Below are 25,103 nucleotides of genomic sequence, written 5' to 3' on the forward strand. Positions count from 1 at the left end.
GAGAGACTGTCATGTTTTCCTTCAGGCACATCACGCTGGCAACAGCGTTGTGCGCGTCACTCACTGCCGGATGCGCCACAGGACGGTACAACGGCGACACAGCACCGGAACAGACTCCCGCCGGCTGGCAGATGTCTGAAAGTGCACAGCGCACCTATAATTTTCTGCTGCTTAACGAAGCCGTGCGGGAAAACGACGATGCCACGGCTTCGGCTGCCATCTCGCGCCTACTTGAGCTGAACAATTCGCCCGAAATATATCTGGCAGCGGCCAATTATTACCGCCTGCGGGGCGAAGCATCGTTCGCGCGCCCCATCCTGCAGAAAGGCATTGAGCTGCACCCCGACAATCTGGATCTGACACTGGCGCTTGTGGAAGCCTATATGCAGGAAAACAGACCGGATGCCGCTCTGGCCGCTTTGACAGACTTTGTGCACAGGCACAAGGATGACTACGAGGCGCAACAGATACTTGCCATATATCTTCTGGATGCAAAGGAATACGCACAGGCTGCCGACATGCTGGAAGCGGTCCCCGAAGACAGACGCAGCGCGCATTCCTATTACTATCTTGCCAAGGCGCATATAGGCCTGAGCAAATTTGAAGAGGCCGAAGAGGCCCTGCACACGGCGCTTAAAATGGAACCGGATTCAGCCGTCGAAGCATGGGCGGAGCTGGCATATCTTTATGAACTGCAGAAAGATTACCCCGCAGCGGAACAGACGTATGCCCGCATTCTGGAGCTTGGTGACGCCGGCCCCGAAGTATGGCTGCGTCTTGTGGATCTGAACCTCAAGCTTAACCACCCGCAGAAGGCGCTTGAATACACCCGTCAGGGCCCTGACAGCCTGGCCTTCACCCTGCAGGCCGGAACACTCTTTCTGGAGGAAGGCTTTTACGAAGAGGCAGAAGAAATTCTGCTGCCCGTGAGCAACCGCCCTGACAGCCCCGAAGAAATCTGGTTTTATCTGGGAGTGCTTTCGCTGCGCGGTCACGATGATGCCGACGCGGCCATCGCCAACTTTGCCAGAGTGCCTGTTTCAAACAGATACTACAGTCAGGCCCTGCGGTTCCGCGCCGACCTGCTGATAGAACAGGGCGATTACCCTGCGGCACAGCAGCTTATCGACGAAGGGAAACGACGTTTTCCCGACTCGCCGGAATTCTGGCTGATAGAGGCCGGAGCGGCATTTGAACGTGAAGACTTTACCAGTGCGGAACGCATCCTGCGTGAAGCGCTGGGGAACTGGCCCGGAGACCCGCAGTTTCTTTTTGCGCTGGGCAGCCTGTACGACACCCGCGGAGAAAAGCAGAAAGCGCTTGAATTTATGGAACAGGTCATTCTGGCCGACACCGACCATTACCGCGCGCTTAATTATGTGGGCTACACGCTGGCAGAACAGGGACGCGATCTGGACAGGGCGCTCGTGCTCATCGAAAGCGCGCTCAAACTGAGCCCCGGCAGCGCCTACATACTCGACTCACTGGCATGGGTACATTACAAACTCGGCAACAACGCGCTGGCGCTCAAAAATATCCGTCTTGCCGTTGCCGCCGAAGGCGGCGACGACCCGACCATGTGGGAACATTACGGAGACATCGCCGCTCGTGCCGGTCAGCGCAAACTTGCACTGGAAGCCTATCGCAAGGCCATCAGGCTGGGCTCTCCCCAAGCTGATGCCATCAGAAACAAAATCAACGGGCTGCAATGATCCGGCTGCGGCGTTCTTCTCTGCCCCGGCGCCATCACCGCCGCTCTCTGTATGCACTGACCGCACTGCTGCTGTGCTGTGCTGCGGTTTACCTTTCCGGCTGCACCGCCGCCAGAATGCCCGGCCCCGCCGACCCGGCCGAAGCCGCCCGGCGCTGGCAACGTTTCCTGGCGCAATCATCGGTCCGCCAGCAGAACGCTGGCCCCTTCAGCCTGACCGCCAGCCTGCGTTACCGTAATCAGGACTCCGGACACAGGGTGACCATGCGCATGTGGGGTAACGGCCCTGCGCCGCTCAGGCTGGATGTGGAGGCAGGCGTGGGAGCGCTCATCGCGCAGATACGCGAGGAGAAAGGGCTTTTCGTGGCGTACAGCCCGCGTGAAGCAACGGCGCTGGTGCATGAAGGTGACGGCAGCCCTGCTCTTGCTCTGGGCATACCCGTACCCTTCACCATACAGGATATGGTCGCTCTCCTGCAGGGCAGATTCGGAAATTTTTTTGCCGCGGGATACGACAGGACCGAGGTTGTCGCCGACGGAACGATAGCTTACAGTCTGCCCTCGCAAGCCGGCGGTGCTGGCACCCTGCTGCTTGATGCGCTGGCACGGCCGGTACGCTGGACCGGCGCATCCGGCTGGCACGTGGCCTTTTCTCGGTACGAAAATACACCGGATGCATTGCCGGAGCGCATCGACATGATTATCAGTGATACACGGCAGGCTACAATATTTGTAAAATCACGGCAGAAGCACGCTGCCGCCTATACTCCGGCCGAGCTGGCCCTCACGCTGCCGCCGGATACGCACATCAGACCGGTACGGCAACGTTGACGCCGTGCAGTCCTTCAGCTTTTCAGGAGACACAATGTCATCATCCGTACATACAATGGCGGAAACCGTCCGGCACATGACAGGCAATCTCGCCGCCGGCCTGGGGGTTCTTTCCGGCGAACTCCTCTGGCTGGTGCGCGGCAGCATTCATGCGCATGAAATCAGACAGATACAGCGCCGTCTGGATCAGGAACTGAAGGTACTGGGCAGCGCCTGCGAGCATGCGCTGTCTGCAGAAAATGATCTGGAACAGCAGGGTCTGTCCGACAAGACGGCATCGCCAGAAATGGACCTTGCCGCACGGCAGGTGCGCTTTCTGCGCGATGAAATAGACAGACTGAAAGAAAACGCCATGGCAGACAGGGCACGTTTTATAGAAAAACAGCGGCTGAAGTATGAAAAAAGACATCCGGCCGACAACGGGTCAGTCCCGCAGGCAAACCAGTAAAGACAAGGAAACGCAATGGCCAAGCAAGTAATCATCGGCTCCGATCATGCCGGTTTCAGCCTCAAGGAACTTCTTGTTTCTGAACTTACCAAAAGCGGGTACGATGTACACGACATGGGACCGGCAACCGCGGAAAGCTGTGACTATCCGCTTTTTGCGCAGAAAGTATGCGAACGGGTTCTGCAGCAAAAAGCACAGGGAATTCTCATCTGCGGAACCGGCATAGGCATGTCCATGGCTGCCAACCGCATTGACGGCATACGCGCCGCACTCTGTACCACCGAATTCCATGCCAGGGCCACCCGTCTGCACAACAACGCCAATGTTCTCTGTCTGGGCGAACGCGTGACCGGCCCCGGTGTTGCACTTGAGCTTGCCAGGCTTTTTCTTGAAACCGAGTTTGAAGGCGGGCGGCATCAGCGCCGCATCGACCTGTTTGATTCTGCCAGCGCCTGAAAACAGCTGGTTCCTTCCGGAGACGATACAGAATGCAGCTATATAATACACTGACCCGAAAAAAAGAAAAATTTATCCCCCAGCGTGAAGGTAAAGCCAGCGTCTACGTGTGCGGCATCACCGCCTACGACCTCTGCCATCTCGGCCATGCCAGATCTTCTGTGGCTTTTGATGTGCTGGTGCGCTACCTGCGCCATACGGGGCTTGATGTGACTTTTGTCCGCAACTTTACCGACGTGGACGATAAAATCATCAAACGGGCCGGAGAGACAGGACTGACCAGCACCGAAGTGGCGGAAAAATATATGGCGGCCTTCCATGAAGACATGGACAGGCTGGGTTGCCTGCGCGCCGACATAGAACCCCGCTGCACCCAGCACATCGGAGAAATGATAGCCCTGTGCGAAGACCTGATCAGCAAAGGCAAAGCCTACTCCACAGCCTCCGGCGATGTGTACTTCAGGGTCAGAAGCTTTGCGTCCTATGGTAAACTTTCCGGGCGCGATGTGGATGACATGCGCTCCGGAGCACGGGTGGCACCGGGCGAAGAAAAGGAAGATCCGCTGGATTTCGCTTTGTGGAAAAGTGCAAAACCCGGAGAGCCGTACTGGGAAAGCCCCTGGGGCAACGGCCGGCCCGGCTGGCATATCGAATGTTCGGCCATGAGCGAAAAACACCTGCCGCTGCCTCTTGATATCCACGGCGGCGGTCAGGACCTTGTGTTTCCGCATCACGAAAACGAAATAGCCCAGACCGAAGCCGCCACCGGTAAAGAATTTGCACGCTACTGGGTGCATAACGGCTTTGTGCAGGTCAATGCTGAAAAAATGTCAAAATCTCTCGGCAACTTCAGCACCATACGCGATATTCTGCAAGGATACCTGCCGGAAACTTTGCGCTATTTCCTGCTGACCAAGCATTACAGAAGCCCCATAGACTTCACCTTTGACGGTATGGATGAAGCGGAAAAAAACCTGAGGCGCATCTACCAGACGCTGAATCTTGTGGAAAACGAACTGCAGAAGACCAAGTGGTCCGCAGCGCCCCTGCCCGAAGAAGTACTCAGCGAAATGGATGAAACAGAACGCGCGTGGAACGAAGCCATGGAAGATGACCTGAACACAGCCGCAGCGCTGGGGCATATCTTCGGTCTCGTCCGTCTGGTAAACCGCATCATTGAAGACAAGACCATGCGCAAAAGCGCGCAGGCCCGTGATGCACTGCTGCGCATGCAGAGCATGATGGCCCGCTGGGGCGCAGTGCTCGGACTGTTTACCCGGCAGCCGGCAGAGTTTCTGCGCGAAATGAGAGACTGCCGCGCAGCCCGCAGGGACGTTGATACCGCCCGCGTTGAAACGCTGCTTCTCGAACGGCAGGAAGCACGCAAGGCCAAGGACTTTGAACGGTCGGACGCCATCCGCGAAGAGCTGGCGCGTATGGGCGTCGAAGTACAGGACACCCCCGCAGGAGCCGTCTGGGACATAGCCTGATATGGCAGCACCCGAGTTCACCATTCCGCGTTACCGGCGCCCTGTGCGGCGCCGGTACGCGGCTCTGCTAATCGCAGTGCTCTGCCTGAACCTTGTTCTGGCACCGCTTGCTGCCGCTCCGGCGCACGCCTTCGGGTTTGGTGAATTCACTGTCAAAGACGAAATCGAACTGGGCAAAAAGTTCAGAGTTCTTGTAAAATCCCGCCTGCCAATCATTGAAGATCCTGAAATAGCAGATTATGTGCGGGAACTTGTGGCCCGTCTGCAGGCCGTCATTCCGCCTCAGCCTTTTCCTTTTGAAACCAGCGTGGTGCTGGACAATAACATGAACGCATTCGCCACGCCCGGCGGATACGTTTTTGTCTACACCGGTCTGCTGCTCAATCTTGAAAACGAATCGGAAGTTGCGGGGGTGCTGGCCCACGAACTGGCGCACGTGACCCAGCGCCATGTGGCCAAACGCATCGAGGCCGCACAAAAAGTCAGTCTGCTGTCCATGGCCGGACTGCTGGCCGGTTTGCTGCTGGGCAAAGGGGAAGCCAAGGACGCCATGCTTTTCGGCACTGCCGCGGCCACTCAGGCCGCCATGCTCAACTACAGCCGCACAGATGAGCGCGAAGCCGACCAGATGGGTATGCAGTACCTGATCAAGGCGGGTTTTTCACCCTGGGGATTGCCCGGCGCCTTCAAACACATTCAGAACCAGCAGTGGCGCAGCGGCGGCGGTGTGCCGCAATATCTCAGCACACACCCCGACGTACAGCAGCGTATACAGTATCTGAGCAATCAGGTCCGCCTGCTGCCCGCTGCCCAGCGCGAAATCAAAGATGACAACACCCGCTTCCGGCGCATCCAGACCCTTATCAGGGCCCGCTTTGCCGATCAGGAAGCAGCAATGCACTATTTCAACAATTCCGGAACACTGCCGCCGGAACTGGCCCTTATGGGCAAAGGCATTGTCTACGCGCGGCAGAACAAAATCTCCACCGCAGCGGAATTTTTTGATCAGGCAGTCAGCCTTGCGCCTTCAGACGCTCTCGTCCTGCGTGAGGCCGGGCGCTTCCACTATAATAAAGGAGACAGCAAGCGCGCAGCAGGACTGCTGCAGCGGGCAGTGATGAACAACCCGCACGACCTGATGGCGCTGTTTTTCTTTGCACGGCTGCTGGCAGACAACGGACAGGTGGACAAAGCCGTGGAATACTACCGGCAGGTATTACAGAAACTGCCCGAAGATTCAGAAGTTCACTACTACTACGGGCGCATGCTCGGAGAAAACAACCGATTGTTTGAAGGTCATCTGCAGCTGGCATACAGCGCACTCTACGCCAACAACAAACGCAAAGTGGAATTTCACCGCAAGCAGGCGGAAACACTTGCCCGCACAGAGGATGACAAGGCCGAACTGGAACGGTTTGACACCCGTCATGCAGAACGTGCGGAGTTCTGGTAGAGGGCTGCGGCATGCAATGGTCTTCAGCAACAGGCTGTCTGGAAATACTGCAGGGCGATCTGACCCTTTTCAAAGCCGACGCCGTTGTCAATGCGGCCAACAGCCGTCTGGCCGGAGGCGGGGGTGTTGACGGAGCCTTACATGCAGCCGCAGGCCCCGCGCTGCTGGCTGACTGCTCGCGTTGGGTGGCCCGCCACGGACTACTGCCCGCAGGCAAGGCCATGGTCACCCCTGCCCACAGACTGCCGGCCCGCCATGTCATTCATACTGTCGGCCCCGTGTGGCGCGGCGGTAAAAACAATGAAGAGACAACCCTGCGACAGGCGTACGAATCCTGCTTCACCCTGTGCCGCAGCAACGGTTTCGCCCATGTGGCTTTTCCGGCCATAAGCTGCGGAACATACGGGTATCCGGCATCGCCGGCCGCCCGGGTGGCACTGGCGTGTGCCGCACAGGCTCTGGCCTGTCAGGGCGCCCCCGCAAAAATAACCTTCGTGCTGCATACGGCACAAATGTACACAATCTGGTTGAAAGCTGCGCAAGATGCGGCGCCAGACCTGTAAAGCGAGAGACATATGGATCTGAAAGGAACGACTATTCTGGCGGTAAAAGATGACGAAGGTGTTTCCATGGCCGGTGACGGACAGGTTACGCTCGGTCAGGCCATTGTAATGAAACATGGAGCCCGCAAAGTCAGACGCATATATAAAGATAGAATCATCGCCGGATTCGCAGGGTCAACGGCCGATGCGTTCACGTTGTTTGAACGCTTTGAAGCCAAGCTGGAAGAATTTGGCGGCAACCTGCTGCGCGCCAGCGTTGAGATGGCGAAAGACTGGAGAAAAGACAAGTTTCTGCGGAGACTTGAGGCCATGTTGCTCGTTTCGGACGGCACCACCCTGCTTATGCTGAGCGGCACCGGCGACGTCATTGAACCGGACGACGGCGTGGCAGCCATCGGCAGCGGCGGCCCTTATGCTCTGGCCGCGGCACGGGCACTGCAACGCCACACGGCCCTGAGCGCTCAGGAAATTGTGACCAAAGCCATGGCCATTGCGGGCGAGCTGTGTGTTTTCACCAATGACCACCTGACCGTGGAAAACGCGCGGCGGGCATAAATGCTTACCGTTCCGCAACAGACCATCCGCTCGGGGTGCAAGATAAACCTGTTTCTGGAGATAACGGGAGTGCGGCCTGACGGCTACCACGAACTGGTCACGCTGTTCTATCCGCTGTCAGAGCCTTTTGACCTGATGGAAATCAGCCCCGCAACGCATGGAGTGACCGTGCTGAGCGAACGGGCCGACCTGTGCGGCGACAAAAACATCATCTGCAAGGCATGGCACACGTTCGCGGCAGCAGGCGGTACTCCGCCGCCCATGCAGGTACGCCTTGCAAAAGGGGTACCCGACGGCGCCGGACTGGGCGGCGGCAGTGCCAACGCGGCCGCAGTGCTCAAGCTGCTGAACACCGCGGGAGGAGCTCCACGTTTTTCTGACACCGCTCTGGCAAAAATAGCTGCGCAGGTAGGTGCCGATGTGCCCTTTTTTCTGCATAACACGCCGTGCCTTGCAACAGGCGTAGGTGAAAAACTTGTCCCCGCGCCCCTTGACCTTTCCGGGTGGCACCTTGTACTAGTCTGCCCCGGAGTTCAGGTTTCCACTCCATGGGCTTATAACCGGTGGGACACTCTTTACCGGAGCGGGCTGCATCACCCGTGCGGGCAGTTGCCCGCCGCGCACGCACCGGCGGCCTGCGCACAGTTGCAGACAACAGGGCCGGACCGCCCGGTACGGGCCGAAACAGGCTGCGCAGGCAGGAAAAAAAATACCTGCCGCAGCTTGACAACTGAACGGCAAGCCGATAGTAAACCTGTCTCTCGTGCCCTGTGGCTCTTTAACAGCTTTGAAACGGTGGTTTTCTCGGCCTATTCCGAACTGAGACAGCACAAGAACACGCTTCTTGCGCACGGCGCTTCGGCTGCTCTGATGAGCGGCAGCGGTTCCAGTCTGTTCGGCCTTTTCAGGGACAAGGCTCAGGCCGAGGCGGCAATGCTCCACTTCTGTCAAAGAAGCATTGCAGTATACGTCCACCGACTATAATGCAGGGGTGTCGCCAAGTTGGTAAGGCAACGGGTTTTGGTCCCGTCATTCGAGGGTTCAAGTCCTTCCGCCCCTGCCATTTTTTTTGCGTGAACCATAAAAAAGTCCCGGATCTATTACCATGCATGGCGATTTAAAAATTATTACCGGCACCGCCAATCCGGAATTAGCCAGCGCCATATGCAACCACCTCGGCTGCCATCTGACCCCCACGCTGTGCGAAACATTCAGTGACGGTGAAATCAGAATCGAAATAGGCGACAATGTTCGCGGAGATGATGTTTTCATCGTCCAGCCGACTTGCGCTCCTGTCAACGACAACCTGATTCAGCTCAGCCTGATGCTTGACGCTCTGAAAAGAGCCAGTGTCGGACGTGTGACTGCGGTTGTCCCCTACTACGGGTACGCCCGTCAGGACCGCAAGGTCAGCCCGCGCGCTCCCATCAGCGCCAGACTGATGGCGGACCTGCTGGAAGCTGCGGGGATGCACCGGCTTGTCACGGTGGATCTGCACGCGGGACAGATTCAGGGATTTTTCAACTGTCCGGTGGACAACCTGTACGCCGCACCTGTCATTCTTGACTACCTGCGTCAGACTGTCACCAACGACATTGTTATCGTATCGCCCGATGCGGGCGGTGTGGAACGCGCACGCGCCTATGCCAAACGTCTGGGCGCTTCTCTTGCAATCATCGACAAACGACGCGATAAACCAAATCAGGCCGAGGCCATGAACGTTATCGGCGAAGTGAAAGGCAAAACAGCCATTGTCGTTGATGATATGATCGACACAGCCGGCACCATGGTAGCCGCAGGCAATGTTCTGCTTACCAAGGGAGCCAAGGAAGTGATGGCTTGCACAACGCACCCTGTCCTGTCCGGACCGGCCATTGAGCGGCTCTGCGAATCTTCTTTCTCGCAGGTGGTTGTCACCGACACCATTCCGCTCGGGTCCAAACTTCAGGCATGCAGCAAACTGAAGGTACTTTCCGTTGCGGGATTGCTGGCAAAGGCCATCCATAATATCCACACGGAATCGTCCGTCAGCGTGCTTTTTGTGTAGCCTGTAAACACCGTATCACACGCGCAGCCAATAAGCGCGACGTTTTTTGAAAGGAGAGAACTTATGTCCCAGCAGATGACACTGAGCGTCCAGAAGCGTGAAGGACTGGGCAAAGGTGCCAATCGCAAGCTGCGCACCGCCAAAAAGGTTCCCGGCATTTTCTACAATAGCGAGGGCAAAAACATTCCCGTAGCTATTGACGGTACCCAGCTGGAAAAGCTGTACGAAACCGCCGGCAAGACCACGGTCTTCAACCTTGATATCGAAGGCGAAACCGCTCCTTGCCTTATCTGGCAGATCGAACGCCATCCTTACAAGCCTTTCTTCACCCATGTCGATCTGTTCGGCGTGGACATGGAAAAGCCCATCAAGGCACGTATTCCGCTTAAAATCACCGGTGTGGCCAAAGGCACCAAGATCGGCGGCCGCATGGAAGTGTACCGTGACTTTGTTGATGTATTCACCAAGCCCGGTTCCATGCCCAAGGTGATCGACATTAATGTTTCCAACATGGAAATGGGCGATGCCGTTCATGTTGCCGACCTCAAGCTGGAAGACGGACACTGCATATATGACAGCAACTATGTCATCGTGCGTGTATCCGCCCCCCGCGGCGGCAAGGGAGAAGAAGGCGAAGACGCATAAGCGTTGCAGCCTCCTGCGATCAAGTTGCTACTGTGCGGCTCCGTACTACGTGCGGAGCCGCATTCCCTTTTGCCGGAGCAGTTCTGCGTTCTGCTGCTGCCCGTGTGCCTTTCTGTAGACAGTTCGGACAGACACCATGAATTTAGACGGCCTGATTGTCGGCCTTGGCAACCCCGGCAAGGAATATGAAAACACCAGACATAATCTGGGGTTCATGCTGGCGGACGCCCTACTTGATGAAGTAAGGCGCACCGCGCCCCATGCCGTCACATCACTCGGCACGGGCAAAAAAAAATACGACTTGTGGAAGTGTGCCCCGCTTACCGGCGGGTCGTCCTGGCTGGTGGCAAAGCCGCTTACGTTCATGAACAGAAGCGGTGATGCCGTTGCGCACATATGCGGATTTTATCGCATACCACCGGAAAAAATACTGGTGCTGCACGACGAGCTGGATCTGCCGCTGGGCCGCATGAAATTTAAAACGGCAGGAGGACTTGCCGGCCACAACGGGCTGAAGTCCATCGCCGAACGCACCGGAAGCAAAGATTTTCACCGCCTGCGTCTGGGCATAGGCAAGCCCCAGTCCGGTCAGACCACAGGGTATGTGCTGGGCAGGTTCGGCAAAGACGAACAGGCACTGGTGGAAAAAGTGCTGCAGGCAGGAGTGGAAGGCATACGGATTTTTGCTCAGCAGGGAGCCGTGGCCGCCACCCAGTTCATCAACGCTCAAGACATCCAGTAACGGAGCAGCAAATAGCCGTAGACTCTCTCGGCCTGTTAGGGTATTATCAAAAGTCCTTACAGCGGCTAGAGAATCCTTCAAGGAGTACCAAGTGTTTGTTCCCGATCAACTCGTCGTCTATCCTGCTCAGGGCGTGGGTAAAGTAGAACGCCTTGAATCTCAGGTTGTCGGCGGCGCAGAAGCCGAATTCTACATCGTTCGTATTTTAAGCAACAATGTGACCCTGATGGTTCCCGTAAAAAATGCGGTGAACGTCGGACTGCGCGCGCTGTGCTCGGCAGAAGAAGGGCAAAAGATACTTGATAGCCTGCAGGACCGTTCGGACTTTACCGGCTATACCGGCCAGAACTGGAACAGAAGATATCGTGAATATTCTGAAAAGCTGAAAAGCGGCAGTCTTGAGGATGTGGCATACGTGCTCAAGGAACTGCTGCTTATCGGTAAAGACAAAGAGCTTTCTTTCGGTGAACGGCGTCTGCTTGAACAGTCTATGGGGCTGATTACCCTGGAACTGGCTCATGCACTTGACACCACTCAGGAAGACGTAAAAGCGCGTATTGAGGTTTTCTTCGAAGATGTGCTCCATCCCGAGGAAAATCCCGAATAGCTTCTTGCCAAGCCCGCTGCTTTAGGCTAGGCTTTTCAGAATAGGCCATCATTTTGGCTGCCGCACTCTCCACCCGTTCAGGTGGCATGTGCACCGACTCATATTACGAGTTTCCTTTATCCTGTCCTAACCAGATACACCTTGCTTACCATACGGCTCTCCTGACGGAACGCTGTAGTTCGGGCTTTTACCTGAGCACTGCACAATGTGCGGCACTGTATCTGGTGCTTTTCTCACCTTCAGCCCCCCTGCGTCTTGCAATGGAACAGCAAGAAAACACAAAACGAAAATACACTCGCAAGAAGAACACCGTACAGCATCAACCGCCTGCAAACCCGGACAGTCATATGTATTTGTCTGAGCTGAAAACAAAAAGCATGGCGGAACTGATGGAGCTGGCAGACCAGTATAACGTCGAAAATCCGAGTAACCTGCGCAAGCAGGAACTTATTTTCGCCCTGCTGCAGAACTGTGCTTCACAAAACGGTGCCATCTACGGTGAAGGCGTTCTGGAAATTCTGCCCGACGGATTCGGTTTTTTACGCTCGCCCATGTACAGCTACATGCCGGGTCCGGACGACATTTATGTTTCTCCTTCGCAGATCAGAAGATTTACCCTACGCAAAGGTGACATAGTTTCCGGACAGATACGGCCTCCGAAAGAGGGAGAGCGATACTTCGCTCTGCTTAAAGTAACCGAAATCGGATGCCAGCCCCCCGAAAAGGCAAAAAATCTTGTCCTTTTCGACAACCTGACCCCCGTTTACCCTGACAGACAGCTTATTATGGAAAACGGGGACAAAAACTTCTCAGGCAGGGTCATAGACCTTATGGCACCCATCGGGTGCGGGCAGCGCGGCCTTATTGTCGCTCCGCCCAGAACAGGTAAAACCGTCCTGCTCCAGAACCTCGCCAACTCGATCAACGCCAACAATCCTGACGTCTACCTCATTGTCCTGCTTATAGACGAGCGCCCCGAAGAAGTTACCGACATGGAGCGCACCGTCAAAAATGCCGAAGTCATCAGCTCCACATTTGACGAACCGCCCCAGAGGCATGTTCAGGTGTGTGAAATGGTACTGGAAAAGGCAAAGCGTCTGGTCGAACGCAAACGTGACGTCGTGATTCTTCTTGATTCCATAACCCGTCTGGGGCGCGCATATAATGCTGTAACCCCCTCTTCCGGCAGGGTTCTTTCCGGCGGACTAGACGCCAACGCCCTGCAGCGTCCCAAGCGGTTTTTCGGTGCTGCGCGCAATATTGAAGAAGGCGGAAGCCTCACCATCATCGCCACAGCTCTGATCGACACCGGTTCCCGTATGGACGAAGTGATCTTTGAAGAATTCAAAGGCACAGGCAACCTTGATATTTATCTTGATCGCCACCTTTCTGAAAAACGCGTATTCCCGGCCATTGATATCAACAGAACCGGTACGCGCAAAGAAGATCTTCTGCTTTCGGATGAAGTGCTCAACAGAGTGTGGATTCTGCGCAAAATTCTGGCACCCATGAACTCTGTCGACAGTATGGAGTTTTTGCTGGACAAAATGCGGGGTACCAAAAGCAATCGGGACTTTCTTATCGGGATGAATAAATAATACCCGCCTCTTAGCCCGCTCTTATCCAGAGCGGGCTTTTTTTTGGGGTGACTCCGACCTCCGACCGGTAAACCGGCAGTTACGGTCCGGCTGAGCTGCATAACGCCCGCCGGACTTTCGCCTTCATGCCGTTTGCCCGCATCCGGCCGGCAACATAAAACCTTCCCCGCAACAAAGCTGTCCCGCCATAATGCAGGTGCTGTGCATAATCACAACGGCTTCCGCTGCACCGGTCTGCATACATGCCGGCACTTCACCTGCTAGTCTTGCGGTGTCAGGCAAAAGCAGCTTCCATGGCGGAGCATGGACTTTGAACGTAACCAATGAGTTCATAACCAGCCTGTGCCCAACCCCATCCCTGGGGCGCAGGCTGACAAAACGGTTGGCTTTGCTTCGTTGCATACACCTGACCGGACTCCCCACCCTGACCGGACTGTACGCCCTTGCCGCCGCCACTGTCACAATGGCTTCTCTCACCCGCCCGCCTGATTGAACACTTTGCGGTACCGTGCCACTGATTCCCGGACAAAGGGCGGAGGCGCTATGCAGCAGGCCACGTCTGTCATATGCCAACCATTCCGGCATACAACTCGGAAAAAACAACTCAGAGAACGCTGTACTGTGTGGTTAACAAAGCCCTGACACATAATTAATCCTTCACCTGCTCCGGGATATACCAAGTCGCCAGCTTCCTTTCTGCGCTCCGGTATCATTTTCCACGCTGCATTCAAGTTTGTGCCAAAACGTTCTGCCTCCGCCCTGCTGTGCTTTTTTGCCGGTAACGCTCATGGTAGCTGGTTAGTGTGTAAAAGCCCTCCAGAGAGTATGTGTCGCGTTCGACTGCCTGCATAACGATTACCGCCCTTTTTTTATCCGCGACAACCATAAACGCCCTTTTGCGACGGACAGCCTGAAGCATTAAAACACACTATTCCGCACAGGATTCCGGATACTCTGGGCTCCTTTCGGGCAATTGCGGCCGCCAGTGCTGCTGTAACCCGCCGGGCACGCAATATGGGCATCCTGCCGCAGCAGACGTCACACGGCCCAGAATGCCCTGCCTTGCGCTTCGCGAGCTATCTCCCTTGCATTAAAAAGTGTTTGTGCACTCAATCGCAACATATTTATCAGTTTTTCCTGCCTGCAATTCCTGTCTGATGTCACAGCGTGAATTCTTAGTGCTATGTTTTTAAATTTTCGTGCCACAAAGTGCCATGTTTGATCATTCAAACATCACACATCGGCTGACATATCAGAATTCTTGATAAATTTCGCTCTTCTTATTTGCCATTCCGTTGACACAAGTTTTGACTGGATTGTATTTTTCTATCGAATTTGACCGAAGCTATTGGTTACAGCATCGGCTTCATAAACGCCCAAAGTTTGAAGGAGGCAGGGATGAGTCTCAGCAGGCGTAATTTTGTAAAACTGTGCACAGGCACAGTGGCGGGCTTTGGGGTATCCCAGATGTTCCATCCCGCAATTCGCGACGCACTGGCTGATACGCTGAAAGGCGACCGTCCGCCCGTGCTCTGGCTGCAGGGTCAGGGCTGTACCGGGTGCTCGGTCTCGCTGCTCAACAGCGTCCACCCCAGCATCAAGGACGTTCTTCTTGATGTGATCAGTCTTGAGTTCCACCCCACGGTCATGGCGTGGGAAGGTGAACACGCCATCGAACACATGATGAAGATCGCAGAGAAGTACGAAGGCAAGTTCTTTGTGGTTGTTGAAGGTTCCATTCCGCTTGCTGCGGACGGCAAATACTGCATCATCGGCGATATAGACCACAAAGAAATCTCCATCGCCGACGCCATGCGCGACATCGCCGCAAAATCCGCTGCTGTTCTTGCAGTGGGCACCTGTGCAGCCTACGGCGGCATTCCCGCGGCCGAAGGCAACCTGACCGAAGCAGTTTCCGTTCAGCAGTTCTTTGAGCAGGAAGGCATAAAAACTCCTGTTGTCAATATTCCCGGCTGTCCGCCCCACCCCGACTGGATTGTGGGTACGGTCGTAGTCGCGCTTGACGCCATCAAAAAGCACGGCCTGCAGGGCGGTCTGGGCGAAGTTGTCAAGCTGCTCGATGGTGACGGACGCCCCACTCCCTTCTACGGTACAAACATCCACGACAACTGTCCGTACCTGCCGCAGTTTGAAGAATACGTCATGTCTGAAACATTTACTCAGAAAGACGGCTGCCGGTACGAACTGGGATGTAAAGGCCCCTCCACCATGGCAGACTGCTACAAGCGCAAATGGAACAACGGCGTCAACTGGTGCATCAGCAACGCTGTCTGCATCGGCTGTGTGGAACCCGACTTCCCCGACGGCAAGTCCCCGTTCTACGAGTCTTAACAAGCGCTTGACCAACATCAGGAGGAGACCACATGTCTGGTTGCACGAATAAAATGGCAGCCGGTGGCGTGAGTGGCAAAACTAAAATTGCCATCGACCCGGTTACCAGAATCGAAGGCCACCTGAAGGCCGAAGTCGTCGTGGAAGGGGGCAAAGTCGTTGACGCCCACATTTCCGGCGGCATGTTCCGAGGCTTTGAGAACATTCTGCGCGGGCGCGATCCGCGCGATGCGTCTCAGATTGTACAGCGTATCTGCGGCGTATGCCCCACTGCACACTCGACCGCTTCGGTCATGGCTCTGGATAAGGCTTTCGGTGTAAAGGTGACCACAAACGGCCGCCTGACCAGAAACCTGATTCTGGGTGCCAACTACATGCAGTCGCATATTCTGCATTTCTATCATCTGGCCGCACTGGACTTTGTGCAGGGGCCGGAAACCGCACCTTTTGTCCCCCGCTTCAAAAATCCCGACCTGCGCCTGCCTTCCGCTGTGAATCAGGTGGCTGTCGACCAGTATCTTGAAGCACTTGAAGTCCGCCGCATCTGCCACGAAATGGTGGCCATTTTCGGCGGCAGAATGCCTCACGTACAGGGTCAGGTTGTAGGCGGCACCACAGAAATTCCCACCAAGGAAGCTCTTGTCGAATACGCAGCCCGCTTCAAAAAAGTACGCAAATTCGTGGAAGAAAAATACGTTCCCGTTGTGTACCTTGTGGGCAGCGTCTACAAAGACCTTTTCGCTTTCGGTCAGGGCTACAAGAACTGCGTCGCTTTCGGCGTGTTCCCGCTCAATGACGAAGGCACCGAATTCGCCCTGAAGCCCGGCGTATACATGGATGGTGAGGACAAGCCCTTTGATGCCCGCCTCATCAAGGAATACGTCAAATACAGCTGGTTCGACGACAGCACAACCGGCCTGCACTACACTGAAGGCCAGACCATACCTGACCCCGAAAAGCCCGGCGCATACAGCTTCGTCAAGGCTCCCCGCTACAACGGCAAGCCCTGTGAAGTGGGCCCGCTGGCCCGTATGTGGGTGGCCAACCCCGAACTGAGCCCCATGGGCCAGAAGATGCTCAAGGAACACTACGGCATCGACGCCAAGCGCTTCCGCGATATCGGTGCCGAAGCCGCCTTTTCGCTGATGGGCCGCCACGTGGCCCGCGCAGAAGAAACCTGGCTGACCACCAACTACATAGAGCGCTGGCTCAAGGAAGTGGTGCCGGGAGCTGAAACCTACGTGCCTTCCGAAATTCCCGAACAGGCCGAAGGAACGGGCTTCACCGAAGCTCCCCGCGGTTCGCTGCTGCACTACATCGACATCAAGGATTCGGTGATCAGCAACTACCAGATAGTCTCTGCCACACTGTGGAACTGCAACCCCCGTGACGACATGGGCAACCGCGGTCCCGTGGAAGAAGCTCTCATAGGCACCCCCGTGCCGGATCTGGAAAACCCGGTGAACATCGCGCGGCTCATACGCGCGTTTGACCCGTGACTGGGCTGCGCCGTGCACGTGCTGCACGCAGAGTCCGGTAAGGTTTCCGTAGTCGAATTCTAGTCGGATACGCACCTTGCTTCGTAAGGGGCCTTCGGGCCCCTTTTCTGTTACCCCGCTGCGGCGTCCGCAGGCTTGCCATGTGGCCGCCGGAAAAGCTACAACCGGCAAAACACAAGACGAAGGAGCACACATGCCCCGACTGCTGGTACTGGGAATCGGCAACAACCTGCTTACTGACGACGGTGTCGGTGTTTTTGCGGCTGAAGCACTTCTGAAAGAAAGCTGGCCCGAGAATGTCACCATCATGGACGGCGGCACTTTTACGCAGGATATTTTCTACCTGTTCGAAGGATACGACAGGCTGCTGGTGCTTGATGTGATCCATGCCGGCCATCCCCCCGGAACAATTTACCGGCTCACCGAAGACGACCTGATTCAGAAGGACAGCCAGCGGCTTTCCATACATGACGTTGACCTCATAGATTCGCTGAAAATGGCGGAACTGCGAGGCAAACGCCCGCGCCTGCAGGTTGTCGGCATGGAACCCAAAGACATCACCACATGGAATATCGGACTTTCGGAACCATGCAGAAACAGTTTTGAAAATTTTCTTGACGCCGCAAGGCAGGACATACGCGCCATAATTGAAGAGATGGGCTGATACGCCCGCTACCTGACTTTACAGGCTGTTTTCCCAGAGAAAACAGCCTTTTTCTTTTACCGGCTGGTTACCCGCACAGTGTAGCTACCCATCGGTAACACGCTTTTTTCCGCCATCATCCGCTTTTCCGATACAACGCCGATGCTGAATACGCAGATTCAATTTGAAACAAAAATCAGAACCATGTTATCGCTTTAGCGAAAAGCATCTTTCGTGAATCACACAGAGGCGCTTTTCCGCGGTCCGGCCTCCGGCACACAGTGCGCCACAGGGACGCAAGGAGGCATCGGAGCGAATCTGCAAATGATTGCAACGCAATCAGGGCAATAGTGCTCCTGCAGATCTGATCCTTTCATTGCAGTAAGGAGGTTTCGTATGAAGTTTTCTGTGGGTCTCGGCAAAGAGGGCGCAGAAGAGCGGTTGGCAAGCCGCGGCGTATCACGTCGTGACTTCCTTAAATTCTGTTCCACCGTGGCCGTGGCCATGGGCATGGGGCCGGCTTTTGCGCCGGAAGTGGCCCGCGCCCTGACATCGGGTAAACGGCCTTCGGTGGTGTACCTGCACAATGCCGAATGCACAGGCTGCTCGGAGTCTGTGCTGCGCGCATTCAACCCCTACATCGACGAACTGCTGCTGGACACCATTTCGCTGGACTATCACGAAACCATAATGGCAGCTGCAGGCCATGCCGCCGAAGAAGCGCTGCATCAGGCAGTACACGCTCCCGACGGATTCGTCGCCATTGTGGAAGGAGCCCTGCCGGTCAAGGACAACGGCATATACGGTATGGTCGGCGGCAGAACCATGCTTGACATATGCTCCGACATCCTGCCCAGGGCAAAGGCCGTCATAGCCTACGGCACCTGTGCCACGTTCGGCGGTGTGCAGGCGGCCGCCCCCAACCCCACCGGCGCAAAAGGCATCAACGATGCACTGGCCGAGTTGGGTGTCAATGCCGTCAATATCTCCGGCTGCCCGCCCAACCCCTTTAACCTTGTGGGCACCATCGTCCACTACCTCCACCATGGCACCATTCCCGAACTTGATTCTCAAAACCGCCCCCTCATGTTCTTCGGCAAATCGGTGCATGAGCAATGCCCGCGCCTGAAGCATTTCGACGCCGGAGAATTCGCTCCGTCCTTCGATTCAGAAGAAGCCCGCAAAGGGTGGTGTCTGTACGAACTGGGCTGCAAGGGTCCCATGACCATGAATAACTGCCCCAAAATCAAGTTCAACCAGACCAACTGGCCTGTTGATGCCGGCCACCCCTGCATCGGCTGCAGCGAACCTGATTTCTGGGATGCCATGAGCCCGTTCTACGAAATGTAGCGCAGGCCGGTACCGAAACGAATTGAACGCACTATAGCTTCAGAAGAGGAATCAATATGAGCGGTTGCAGAGCAAAAACAGCCCCCGCCGGAATTCCGGTCACGCCCAAGAGCGACTACAGCGGTCCCATTGTAGTGGACCCGATTACACGCATCGAAGGGCACCTGCGCATTGAGGTGGAGGTTGAAAACGGCCGTATTAAAAATGCCTGGAGCAGTTCACAGCTGTTCCGCGGACTCGAAATAATCCTCAAAGGACGCGACCCTCGCGACGCACAGCACTTCACTCAGCGCTCATGCGGTGTTTGCACCTATGTCCATGCCCTTGCCTCCACCCGCTGCGTGGACAACGCCGTGGGAGTGCGCATTCCCAAAAACGCAACGCTGATCCGCAACATGGTGCTGGCCGCGCAGTATATGCATGATCATATCGTGCACTTCTATCATCTGCATGCGCTGGACTGGGTGGATGTAACCAACGCACTTAAAGCCGACCCCGCTAAAGCCGCCAAGCTGGCGAACACCATCTCGCCGCGCAAAACCACGGCCGCTGACCTTAAAGCCGTACAGGAACGCCTGACCAAGTTTGTAGAAAGCGGCCAGCTCGGCCCCTTCACCAATGCCTACTTCCTCGGCGGGCATCCGTCTTACTATCTTGAGCCCGAAGTGGACCTCATTGCCACTGCCCACTATCTGGAGGCCCTGCGTCTGCAGGTGAAAGCCGCCAGGGCCATGGCTGTGTTCGGTGCCAAAAACCCGCACACCCAGTTCACCGACGTAGGCGGTGTGACCTGCTATGCCGCACTGACCCCCGAACGCATTGCAGAGTTCACTGCTCTGTGGAAAGAAACAAAAGCATTCATCGACGAAGTATACATTCCGGACCTGCTGGCAGTGGCCGGTTCGTACAAAGACTGGTCGGCCATCGGCGGTACCAGCAACTTCCTCACCTTCGGCGAGTTCCCCACAGATGAATACGACCTGAACAGCCGTTTCTTCCCGCAGGGAGCCATCTTCAACCGCGACCTCTCGGCGGTGAAGGATTTCGACCCTTCGAGCATCATGGAGCATGTGCGCTACAGCTGGTATGAAGGCGACAAAGCGCACCACCCCTATGAAGGCGTGACCGAACCCAAATACACCGGCCTGCGGGGCGAAAACGACCGCTACTCGTGGATGAAAGCCCCCCGCTATCTTGAAGAGCCCATGGAAACGGGCCCGCTTGCACAGGTGCTTACCGCCTATGCCCGCGGCCACAAAGAAACAAAAGCGCTTGTTGACATGGTGCTGGGCAAACTGGGCGTGGGACCGGAAGCTCTCTTCTCCACGCTGGGACGCACCGCCGCACGAGGCATTGAAACCGCCATCATCGCCGAAAAAACAGGTCAGATGATCAACGAGTTGAAAGACAACATTGCCTCGGGTGACACGACGATCTACGAACCGTGGGAAATGCCCGACGAAGCGGAAGGTGTCGGATTTGTCACCGCACCGCGCGGCGCTCTGTCGCATTGGATCAAAATCCGTGAAGGCAAAATTGAAAACTTCCAGCTCGTGGTTCCTTCCACGTGGTCGCTGGGCCCGCGCTGTGCCAACGGCAAGCTGAGCCCTGTGGAAGAAGCGCTGGTGGGCACCCCCGTTGCCGACCCCAAACGTCCTGTGGAAATCCTGCGTACCGTGCATTCGTTTGACCCCTGCATCGCCTGCGGCGTGCACGTCATCGATTCGCAGACCAACGGGGTGCATAAGTTCAAAGTGCTGTAATTTTGCAGCGAAACAGCAAAATGAGAGGGAGCCCGGCCTTGCGCTGGACTCCCTTTTTTCCCTATAGTGGATGTGTATGGAGCAGACAAAACGCATACTTGTTCTGGGCGTCGGCAACATATTGTACACCGACGAAGGGCTGGGAGTCCGCGCAGTGGAATCCCTCATGGACCGTTATGAGTTTTCAGACAACATTACTCTTATGGATGGCGGCACACTGGGCATCAAGCTTATGGACGCCATCATGAGCTGCGAACAGCTGATTGTGGTTGACGCCGTACTGGGCGGCGATGCTCCGGGCTCAGTCTACCGGCTGACCGGCGAAGACCTGCGCAAAAGTCTCGGCTTCAATGATTCCATGCATCAGACCGACCTTGTGGATACGCTTATATACTGCGAAATTGCGGGCAACCGGCCGCAGGCAGTTGTCATAGGCATGGAGCCGTATGACTACCAATCCATGGGAACGGAGCTTTCAGCCACTGTGGCAGAACGCCTGCCCGCAATGTGCGAGATTGTGCTCAAAGAGGTTTCCGATCATGGCGGCAGGTGGTCCGCCAGAACATAACAGAAGGGGGAAGACCGCATGTGTCTGGCAATTCCTGCGGAAGTGAACGAGCTGCTTGACGGAGACATGGCCAAGTGCCGTGTGGGCAAAAGCGACACCTTTGTTAATGTTTCCACAATGCTGCTTGAAGAACCCGCAGCTGTGGGAGATTTTCTCATCGTCCATGCAGGATTTGCCCTGCGCAAGCTGGACCCCGCAGAAGCACAGGAGAGCCTGCGTCTGCTCCGGCAGATGGCCAACATCGAAGAAGGAACTCCCGGAGGCTTTTAGCCGTGCTTCCGCCTTTTACCATCCTTGCTCTGGGAGACAGCCTGACTGAAGGTTACGGCCTTCCGGCGGGATGTGCTGTTCCCGATGTTCTCCGGCAGCTGCTGGAAAAATCAGGTACCCGCGTCCGCATTGTGAATCTGGGGCTTTCCGGCGATACAACAGCAGGCGGCCTCAGAAGACTGCGGGCATGGCTTTCGCGACACCCGGCTCCCCATGCCGCCATGGTGGAGCTGGGTGTCAACGATACATTCATGGGACTGGAATACGAAGAAATTGAAGACAACCTTGATGCCATCCTGCAGATATTGACAGCTCAGGATATTCCGGTCCTTCTTACCTCCATGCCGTTACTTTTTCCCGCACATGAAGAAGACCGAAAGGCGTTTGACGCCATCTATTCAAATCTCGCCGCGCGTCACCGTGTCATGCTTCACCCCTTTTTTCCCGAGGGCGTTGCGGCAAATCCTGCTCTGAGCCTGCCCGACGGCATTCACCCTGCCCCCGCAGGCGCACATGCCATCGCCGAACATCTTCTGCCTGCCGTACAAAAACTGCTGTGCAACGCCGCCGGCAGAGCCTGACAACTCCGCACCGGTGTATGCCTGCACCCTTGACTTTACATCACGCTTGCACCATGTTTCGGAGTTTACAACGTTCCGTATCCGATGCTTCCTGAGGAGAAGATTTTATATGAGCGATTATAAAAAAACCCTGCATCTGCCTGTCACCAAATTTCCCATGAAGGCAAATCTGACCCAGAAAGAGCCTGAAATGCTCAAGCGCTGGGAACAAACCGATGCGTACCGGATCATGTACTCCACCGGAGCCACCAAGGAGCCGTTCGTGCTCCATGACGGCCCGCCCTACGCCAACGGCAACATCCATCTGGGACATGCGCTCAATAAAATCATCAAAGATATCATTATAAAATCCCGCAACATGCAGGGGCATCCTTCTCAGTATGTTCCCGGGTGGGACTGCCATGGTCTGCCCATCGAACATAAGGTGGAGCAGCAGCTGGGCGAAAAAAAGAAAACGCTTCCGGCCCATGCAGTGCGCAGAGAATGCCGGAAATACGCCACCAAATATCTTGATATCCAGCGCAAAGAATTTAAAAGGCTCGGCGTGATGGGTCAGTGGGACAACCCCTATCTGACCATGACTCCGGCTTACGAGGCAGCCACCGCGCGCGAACTTGTGCGCTTTATGGAAAAAGGTTCGGTGGTGCGCAGCAAAAAACCCATTTACTGGTGCTGCTCCTGCGAAACGGCCCTCGCGGAAGCCGAGGTTGAATACCACGACCACACCTCGCCTTCGATCTTTGTCCGTTTCCCCATGCCTGACGCCCGTGTGGCCGAAATTCTGGGTACCGACCCGGCATCAACATCCATTGTCATCTGGACCACTACCCCGTGGACAATTCCGGACAACATGGCCGTGGCCGTACACCCCGAATTTGAATACGCCGTGGTAAAGAACGACGGACAGCACTATGTGCTGGCTGCTGAGCTTGCCGCTTCCTGTGCGGAAACCTTTGGCTGGGAAAACCCGCAGACAGTGCGCACCGTAACCGGTGCGGCGCTGGAAGGGCTGGTTGCCCGCCACCCCATTTACAATCGTGAATCTCCCGTGGTGCTTGCAGATTATGTAACGCTTGATTCCGGTACAGGCTGTGTGCACACGGCACCTGGTCACGGCCGCGAAGACTACGAAACCGGCTTGCGCTACGGTCTGGAAATATACTCGCCCATGAACGACGAAGGGCGTTTTCTTGATTCCGTAGAATTTTTCGCCGGACTCAATGTCTTTGAGGCTAATCCCAAAGTCATTGAAAAACTTGCGGAACTGGGCAACCTGCTTGCTCAGGCAAAAATCAAGCATTCGTATCCTCACTGCTGGCGCTGTAAGCAGCCTGTCATCTTCCGCGCCACCACCCAGTGGTTCATTTCCATGGAAGCCAACGGCCTGCGCGAAAAAGCGCTGAAAGCCATCCGCAACGATGTGGACTGGATTCCGGCATGGGGCGAAGAGCGCATCTACAGCATGGTCGAAAACAGGCCCGACTGGTGCATTTCGCGTCAGCGGCTGTGGGGTGTGCCCATCATAGCCCTGCTGTGCGAATCCTGCGATGAGGCATGGTACGACACAGAGTGGGCGGCCGGCATTGTTGAAAAATTTGCCAATCACCCCACGGGCTGCGATTACTGGTTTGAAACAGATCTTTCGCAGATTGTACCCGAAGGACTTGTCTGCCCCAAATGCGGCGGTACACACTGGGCAAAAGTCAAAGACATCCTTGATGTCTGGTTTGACTCCGGCACCAGCTTTGCAGCCGTGGTGGAACAACGCGAAGAATGCTCATTCCCTGCAGACATGTATCTGGAAGGCTCAGACCAGCACCGGGGCTGGTTCCACAGCTCGCTGCTGGCATCCGTGGGCACCCGCGGTATTCCTCCTTACAAAGCCGTCCTAACGCACGGCTACGTTGTGGACGGTGAAGGGCGCAAGATGTCGAAATCCATCGGCAACGGCATTGCCCCTCAGGAAATCATTGATAAGTACGGGGCAGAGATACTGCGTATGTGGGTATCATCCGCCGATTACCGCGAAGATGTACGGATATCCGAAGAAATCCTGAGCAGACTGGTGGATGCCTACCGCAGAATCCGCAATACCTGCCGCTATCTGCTGGGCAACCTTTCGGACCTGAGCGCTGCAGACCTGCTGCCTGTGGGCCAGCTGGAGAGCCTTGACCGCTTTGCGCTGGATATAGCCATGCGTGCCCACAAACGGGTGCAGGCAGCCTATAACGACTACGAATTCCATAAGGTGTACCATACGCTGCACAATCTCTGCGTCAGCGACCTTTCGGCTTTCTACCTTGATATACTCAAGGACCGGCTTTACTCATCCAAAGCCGACTCGAAAGAACGCCGCTCGGCACAGACCGCAGTGTACCACATTCTCATGCTGCTCATCCGCGACATGGCACCGGTGCTCAGCTTCACCGCCGAAGAAGTGTACAGCTACATTCCCGAAGCACTGCGTCCCGAAGCCGTGACAGTGTTTGCACTGCGCGAAGACGACATTCCGCCCATGGAAATGCCCGCGGCGGAACGTGAAGACTGGGAAACGTTTCTGGCTGTCCGCGCCGAAGTGACTAAAGCCATGGAACCGGTCCGCAAATCCGGCGAAATTGGCCATCCGCTGGATGCCCACGTGACCCTGTTCATGGATGATGCGCTTGCGGCAAAACTGAAGGCGACCGGTGCGGACCTGCGGGCCTGCTTCATCGTTTCTAAAGTTACCGTCGCACCTCTGGCACAGGCTCCTGAGCAGGCCTACACGTCGGAAGAACTGAACGGCCTGCGCATATCCATTGCCAAGGCACCCGGACAAAAATGCGAACGGTGCTGGATATGGAGCGAAGAACTGGGCAGCAGCAGCGAACACCCGTCGTTGTGCCCCCGGTGCACCGGCGTACTCTGCGCCTGATACTGATCATTGCGCGG

At 56.0% G+C, this 25,103-nt stretch carries 23 protein-coding genes and 1 tRNA gene; all 24 read left to right on the top strand.

Annotated features, from left to right (window positions below; genetic code table 11):
* The first annotated feature begins 11 nt into the window (after positions 1-11).
* The 24 genes from H586_RS17695 to ileS all read left to right on the top strand — a co-directional run bounded on the left by H586_RS17695 (position 12) and on the right by ileS (position 25,086).
* Positions 12-1,712 carry a tetratricopeptide repeat protein gene (locus H586_RS17695; RefSeq protein WP_011368017.1) on the top strand — a complete coding sequence of 567 codons (1,701 nt, stop codon included), beginning with the start codon at positions 12-14 and terminating at the stop codon, positions 1,710-1,712.
* Positions 1,709-2,542: a hypothetical protein gene (locus H586_RS0100630; RefSeq protein ID WP_027181132.1), complete on the top strand. Its 834-nt coding sequence runs from the start codon at positions 1,709-1,711 to the stop codon at positions 2,540-2,542. Before H586_RS17695 ends, H586_RS0100630 begins: the two co-directional genes overlap by 4 nt.
* A 34-nt stretch (positions 2,543-2,576) precedes the next feature.
* Complete coding sequence (locus H586_RS0100635; RefSeq protein WP_155891327.1) at positions 2,577-2,990, top strand: hypothetical protein; 414 nt, start codon at positions 2,577-2,579, stop codon at positions 2,988-2,990.
* Positions 2,991-3,005: 15 nt separating this feature from the next.
* On the top strand, positions 3,006-3,446 hold the full coding sequence (gene rpiB / locus H586_RS0100640; RefSeq protein WP_011368020.1) for a ribose 5-phosphate isomerase B: 441 nt from the start codon (positions 3,006-3,008) through the stop codon (positions 3,444-3,446).
* 32 nt (positions 3,447-3,478) lie between these two features.
* The gene (cysS, locus tag H586_RS0100645) at positions 3,479-4,936 is read left to right on the top strand and encodes a cysteine--tRNA ligase (RefSeq protein ID WP_027181134.1); all 1,458 of its coding nucleotides are present in this window, start codon (positions 3,479-3,481) and stop codon (positions 4,934-4,936) included.
* A 1-nt stretch (position 4,937) separates the two neighbouring features.
* Positions 4,938-6,389, top strand: a complete 1,452-nt coding sequence (locus H586_RS0100650) for a M48 family metallopeptidase (RefSeq protein WP_011368022.1) — start codon at positions 4,938-4,940, stop codon at positions 6,387-6,389.
* An 11-nt stretch (positions 6,390-6,400) separates the two neighbouring features.
* Positions 6,401-6,952, top strand: coding sequence for a macro domain-containing protein (locus H586_RS0100655; RefSeq protein ID WP_011368023.1), 552 nt, complete (start codon positions 6,401-6,403; stop codon positions 6,950-6,952).
* A 12-nt stretch (positions 6,953-6,964) separates the two neighbouring features.
* The gene (gene hslV / locus H586_RS17700; RefSeq protein ID WP_011368024.1) at positions 6,965-7,507 is read left to right on the top strand and encodes an ATP-dependent protease subunit HslV; all 543 of its coding nucleotides are present in this window, start codon (positions 6,965-6,967) and stop codon (positions 7,505-7,507) included.
* The gene (gene ispE / locus H586_RS17705; protein WP_034618397.1) at positions 7,508-8,491 is read left to right on the top strand and encodes a 4-(cytidine 5'-diphospho)-2-C-methyl-D-erythritol kinase; all 984 of its coding nucleotides are present in this window, start codon (positions 7,508-7,510) and stop codon (positions 8,489-8,491) included.
* Between the two features lie 3 nt (positions 8,492-8,494).
* Positions 8,495-8,570 (top strand) — tRNA-Gln (locus tag H586_RS0100670).
* Between the two features lie 42 nt (positions 8,571-8,612).
* Entirely contained in the window at positions 8,613-9,554 is a 942-nt protein-coding gene (locus H586_RS0100675; protein WP_011368026.1) for a ribose-phosphate diphosphokinase, read from the top strand.
* Positions 9,555-9,617: 63 nt separating this feature from the next.
* A complete protein-coding gene (locus H586_RS0100680; RefSeq protein WP_011368027.1) occupies positions 9,618-10,199 on the top strand; it encodes a 50S ribosomal protein L25/general stress protein Ctc in 582 nt (193 codons plus the stop codon).
* Positions 10,200-10,335: 136 nt separating this feature from the next.
* The gene (gene pth, locus H586_RS0100685) at positions 10,336-10,941 is read left to right on the top strand and encodes an aminoacyl-tRNA hydrolase (RefSeq protein ID WP_011368028.1); all 606 of its coding nucleotides are present in this window, start codon (positions 10,336-10,338) and stop codon (positions 10,939-10,941) included.
* A 91-nt stretch (positions 10,942-11,032) separates the two neighbouring features.
* A complete protein-coding gene (locus tag H586_RS0100690) occupies positions 11,033-11,548 on the top strand; it encodes a CarD family transcriptional regulator (RefSeq protein WP_011368029.1) in 516 nt (171 codons plus the stop codon).
* A 347-nt stretch (positions 11,549-11,895) separates the two neighbouring features.
* On the top strand, positions 11,896-13,146 hold the full coding sequence (gene rho / locus H586_RS0100695; RefSeq protein ID WP_027181135.1) for a transcription termination factor Rho: 1,251 nt from the start codon (positions 11,896-11,898) through the stop codon (positions 13,144-13,146).
* A 1,383-nt stretch (positions 13,147-14,529) separates the two neighbouring features.
* On the top strand, positions 14,530-15,498 hold the full coding sequence (gene hysB, locus H586_RS0100715) for a NiFeSe hydrogenase small subunit (RefSeq protein WP_267878609.1): 969 nt from the start codon (positions 14,530-14,532) through the stop codon (positions 15,496-15,498).
* A 32-nt stretch (positions 15,499-15,530) separates the two neighbouring features.
* Entirely contained in the window at positions 15,531-16,997 is a 1,467-nt protein-coding gene (gene hysA / locus H586_RS0100720; protein ID WP_011368032.1) for a NiFeSe hydrogenase large subunit HysA, read from the top strand.
* A gap of 193 nt (positions 16,998-17,190) precedes the next feature.
* Positions 17,191-17,661, top strand: coding sequence for a NiFeSe hydrogenase maturation protease (hysD, locus tag H586_RS0100725; protein ID WP_011368033.1), 471 nt, complete (start codon positions 17,191-17,193; stop codon positions 17,659-17,661).
* Between the two features lie 375 nt (positions 17,662-18,036).
* Complete coding sequence (locus H586_RS0100730; RefSeq protein WP_011368034.1) at positions 18,037-18,990, top strand: hydrogenase small subunit; 954 nt, start codon at positions 18,037-18,039, stop codon at positions 18,988-18,990.
* A gap of 56 nt (positions 18,991-19,046) precedes the next feature.
* Positions 19,047-20,753: a nickel-dependent hydrogenase large subunit gene (locus tag H586_RS0100735; RefSeq protein ID WP_027181137.1), complete on the top strand. Its 1,707-nt coding sequence runs from the start codon at positions 19,047-19,049 to the stop codon at positions 20,751-20,753.
* A gap of 76 nt (positions 20,754-20,829) precedes the next feature.
* Complete coding sequence (locus H586_RS0100740) at positions 20,830-21,321, top strand: HyaD/HybD family hydrogenase maturation endopeptidase (protein ID WP_011368036.1); 492 nt, start codon at positions 20,830-20,832, stop codon at positions 21,319-21,321.
* A gap of 18 nt (positions 21,322-21,339) precedes the next feature.
* On the top strand, positions 21,340-21,591 hold the full coding sequence (locus H586_RS0100745; RefSeq protein ID WP_011368037.1) for a HypC/HybG/HupF family hydrogenase formation chaperone: 252 nt from the start codon (positions 21,340-21,342) through the stop codon (positions 21,589-21,591).
* 2 nt (positions 21,592-21,593) lie between these two features.
* Positions 21,594-22,172 (top strand): arylesterase, encoded by a 579-nt coding sequence (locus tag H586_RS0100750; RefSeq protein ID WP_027181138.1) that lies wholly within the window; start codon positions 21,594-21,596, stop codon positions 22,170-22,172.
* Positions 22,173-22,281: 109 nt separating this feature from the next.
* Positions 22,282-25,086 carry an isoleucine--tRNA ligase gene (gene ileS / locus H586_RS0100755; protein WP_027181139.1) on the top strand — a complete coding sequence of 935 codons (2,805 nt, stop codon included), beginning with the start codon at positions 22,282-22,284 and terminating at the stop codon, positions 25,084-25,086.
* Positions 25,087-25,103 lie beyond the last annotated feature (17 nt).

It is taken from the genome of Oleidesulfovibrio alaskensis DSM 16109 (assembly GCF_000482745.1).
GTDB lineage: Bacteria > Desulfobacterota > Desulfovibrionia > Desulfovibrionales > Desulfovibrionaceae > Oleidesulfovibrio > Oleidesulfovibrio alaskensis.

What these genes read in the sequence shown, in the direction of transcription:
- ispE (WP_034618397.1), top strand. Translation starts at nt 7,508, where the DNA reads ATGCTTACCGTTCCGCAACAGACCATCCGCTCGGGGTGCAAGATAAAC.
- hysD (WP_011368033.1), top strand. Translation starts at nt 17,191, where the DNA reads ATGCCCCGACTGCTGGTACTGGGAATCGGCAACAACCTGCTTACTGAC.
- H586_RS0100740 (WP_011368036.1), top strand. Translation starts at nt 20,830, where the DNA reads ATGGAGCAGACAAAACGCATACTTGTTCTGGGCGTCGGCAACATATTG.
- H586_RS0100635 (WP_155891327.1), top strand. Translation starts at nt 2,577, where the DNA reads ATGTCATCATCCGTACATACAATGGCGGAAACCGTCCGGCACATGACA.
- ileS (WP_027181139.1), top strand. Translation starts at nt 22,282, where the DNA reads ATGAGCGATTATAAAAAAACCCTGCATCTGCCTGTCACCAAATTTCCC.
- pth (WP_011368028.1), top strand. Translation starts at nt 10,336, where the DNA reads ATGAATTTAGACGGCCTGATTGTCGGCCTTGGCAACCCCGGCAAGGAA.
- H586_RS17695 (WP_011368017.1), top strand. Translation starts at nt 12, where the DNA reads ATGTTTTCCTTCAGGCACATCACGCTGGCAACAGCGTTGTGCGCGTCA.
- H586_RS0100680 (WP_011368027.1), top strand. Translation starts at nt 9,618, where the DNA reads ATGTCCCAGCAGATGACACTGAGCGTCCAGAAGCGTGAAGGACTGGGC.
- rpiB (WP_011368020.1), top strand. Translation starts at nt 3,006, where the DNA reads ATGGCCAAGCAAGTAATCATCGGCTCCGATCATGCCGGTTTCAGCCTC.
- H586_RS0100630 (WP_027181132.1), top strand. Translation starts at nt 1,709, where the DNA reads ATGATCCGGCTGCGGCGTTCTTCTCTGCCCCGGCGCCATCACCGCCGC.
- H586_RS0100655 (WP_011368023.1), top strand. Translation starts at nt 6,401, where the DNA reads ATGCAATGGTCTTCAGCAACAGGCTGTCTGGAAATACTGCAGGGCGAT.
- rho (WP_027181135.1), top strand. Translation starts at nt 11,896, where the DNA reads ATGTATTTGTCTGAGCTGAAAACAAAAAGCATGGCGGAACTGATGGAG.
- H586_RS0100650 (WP_011368022.1), top strand. Translation starts at nt 4,938, where the DNA reads ATGGCAGCACCCGAGTTCACCATTCCGCGTTACCGGCGCCCTGTGCGG.
- H586_RS0100745 (WP_011368037.1), top strand. Translation starts at nt 21,340, where the DNA reads ATGTGTCTGGCAATTCCTGCGGAAGTGAACGAGCTGCTTGACGGAGAC.
- hysA (WP_011368032.1), top strand. Translation starts at nt 15,531, where the DNA reads ATGTCTGGTTGCACGAATAAAATGGCAGCCGGTGGCGTGAGTGGCAAA.
- H586_RS0100735 (WP_027181137.1), top strand. Translation starts at nt 19,047, where the DNA reads ATGAGCGGTTGCAGAGCAAAAACAGCCCCCGCCGGAATTCCGGTCACG.
- H586_RS0100730 (WP_011368034.1), top strand. Translation starts at nt 18,037, where the DNA reads ATGAAGTTTTCTGTGGGTCTCGGCAAAGAGGGCGCAGAAGAGCGGTTG.
- cysS (WP_027181134.1), top strand. Translation starts at nt 3,479, where the DNA reads ATGCAGCTATATAATACACTGACCCGAAAAAAAGAAAAATTTATCCCC.
- hslV (WP_011368024.1), top strand. Translation starts at nt 6,965, where the DNA reads ATGGATCTGAAAGGAACGACTATTCTGGCGGTAAAAGATGACGAAGGT.
- H586_RS0100675 (WP_011368026.1), top strand. Translation starts at nt 8,613, where the DNA reads ATGCATGGCGATTTAAAAATTATTACCGGCACCGCCAATCCGGAATTA.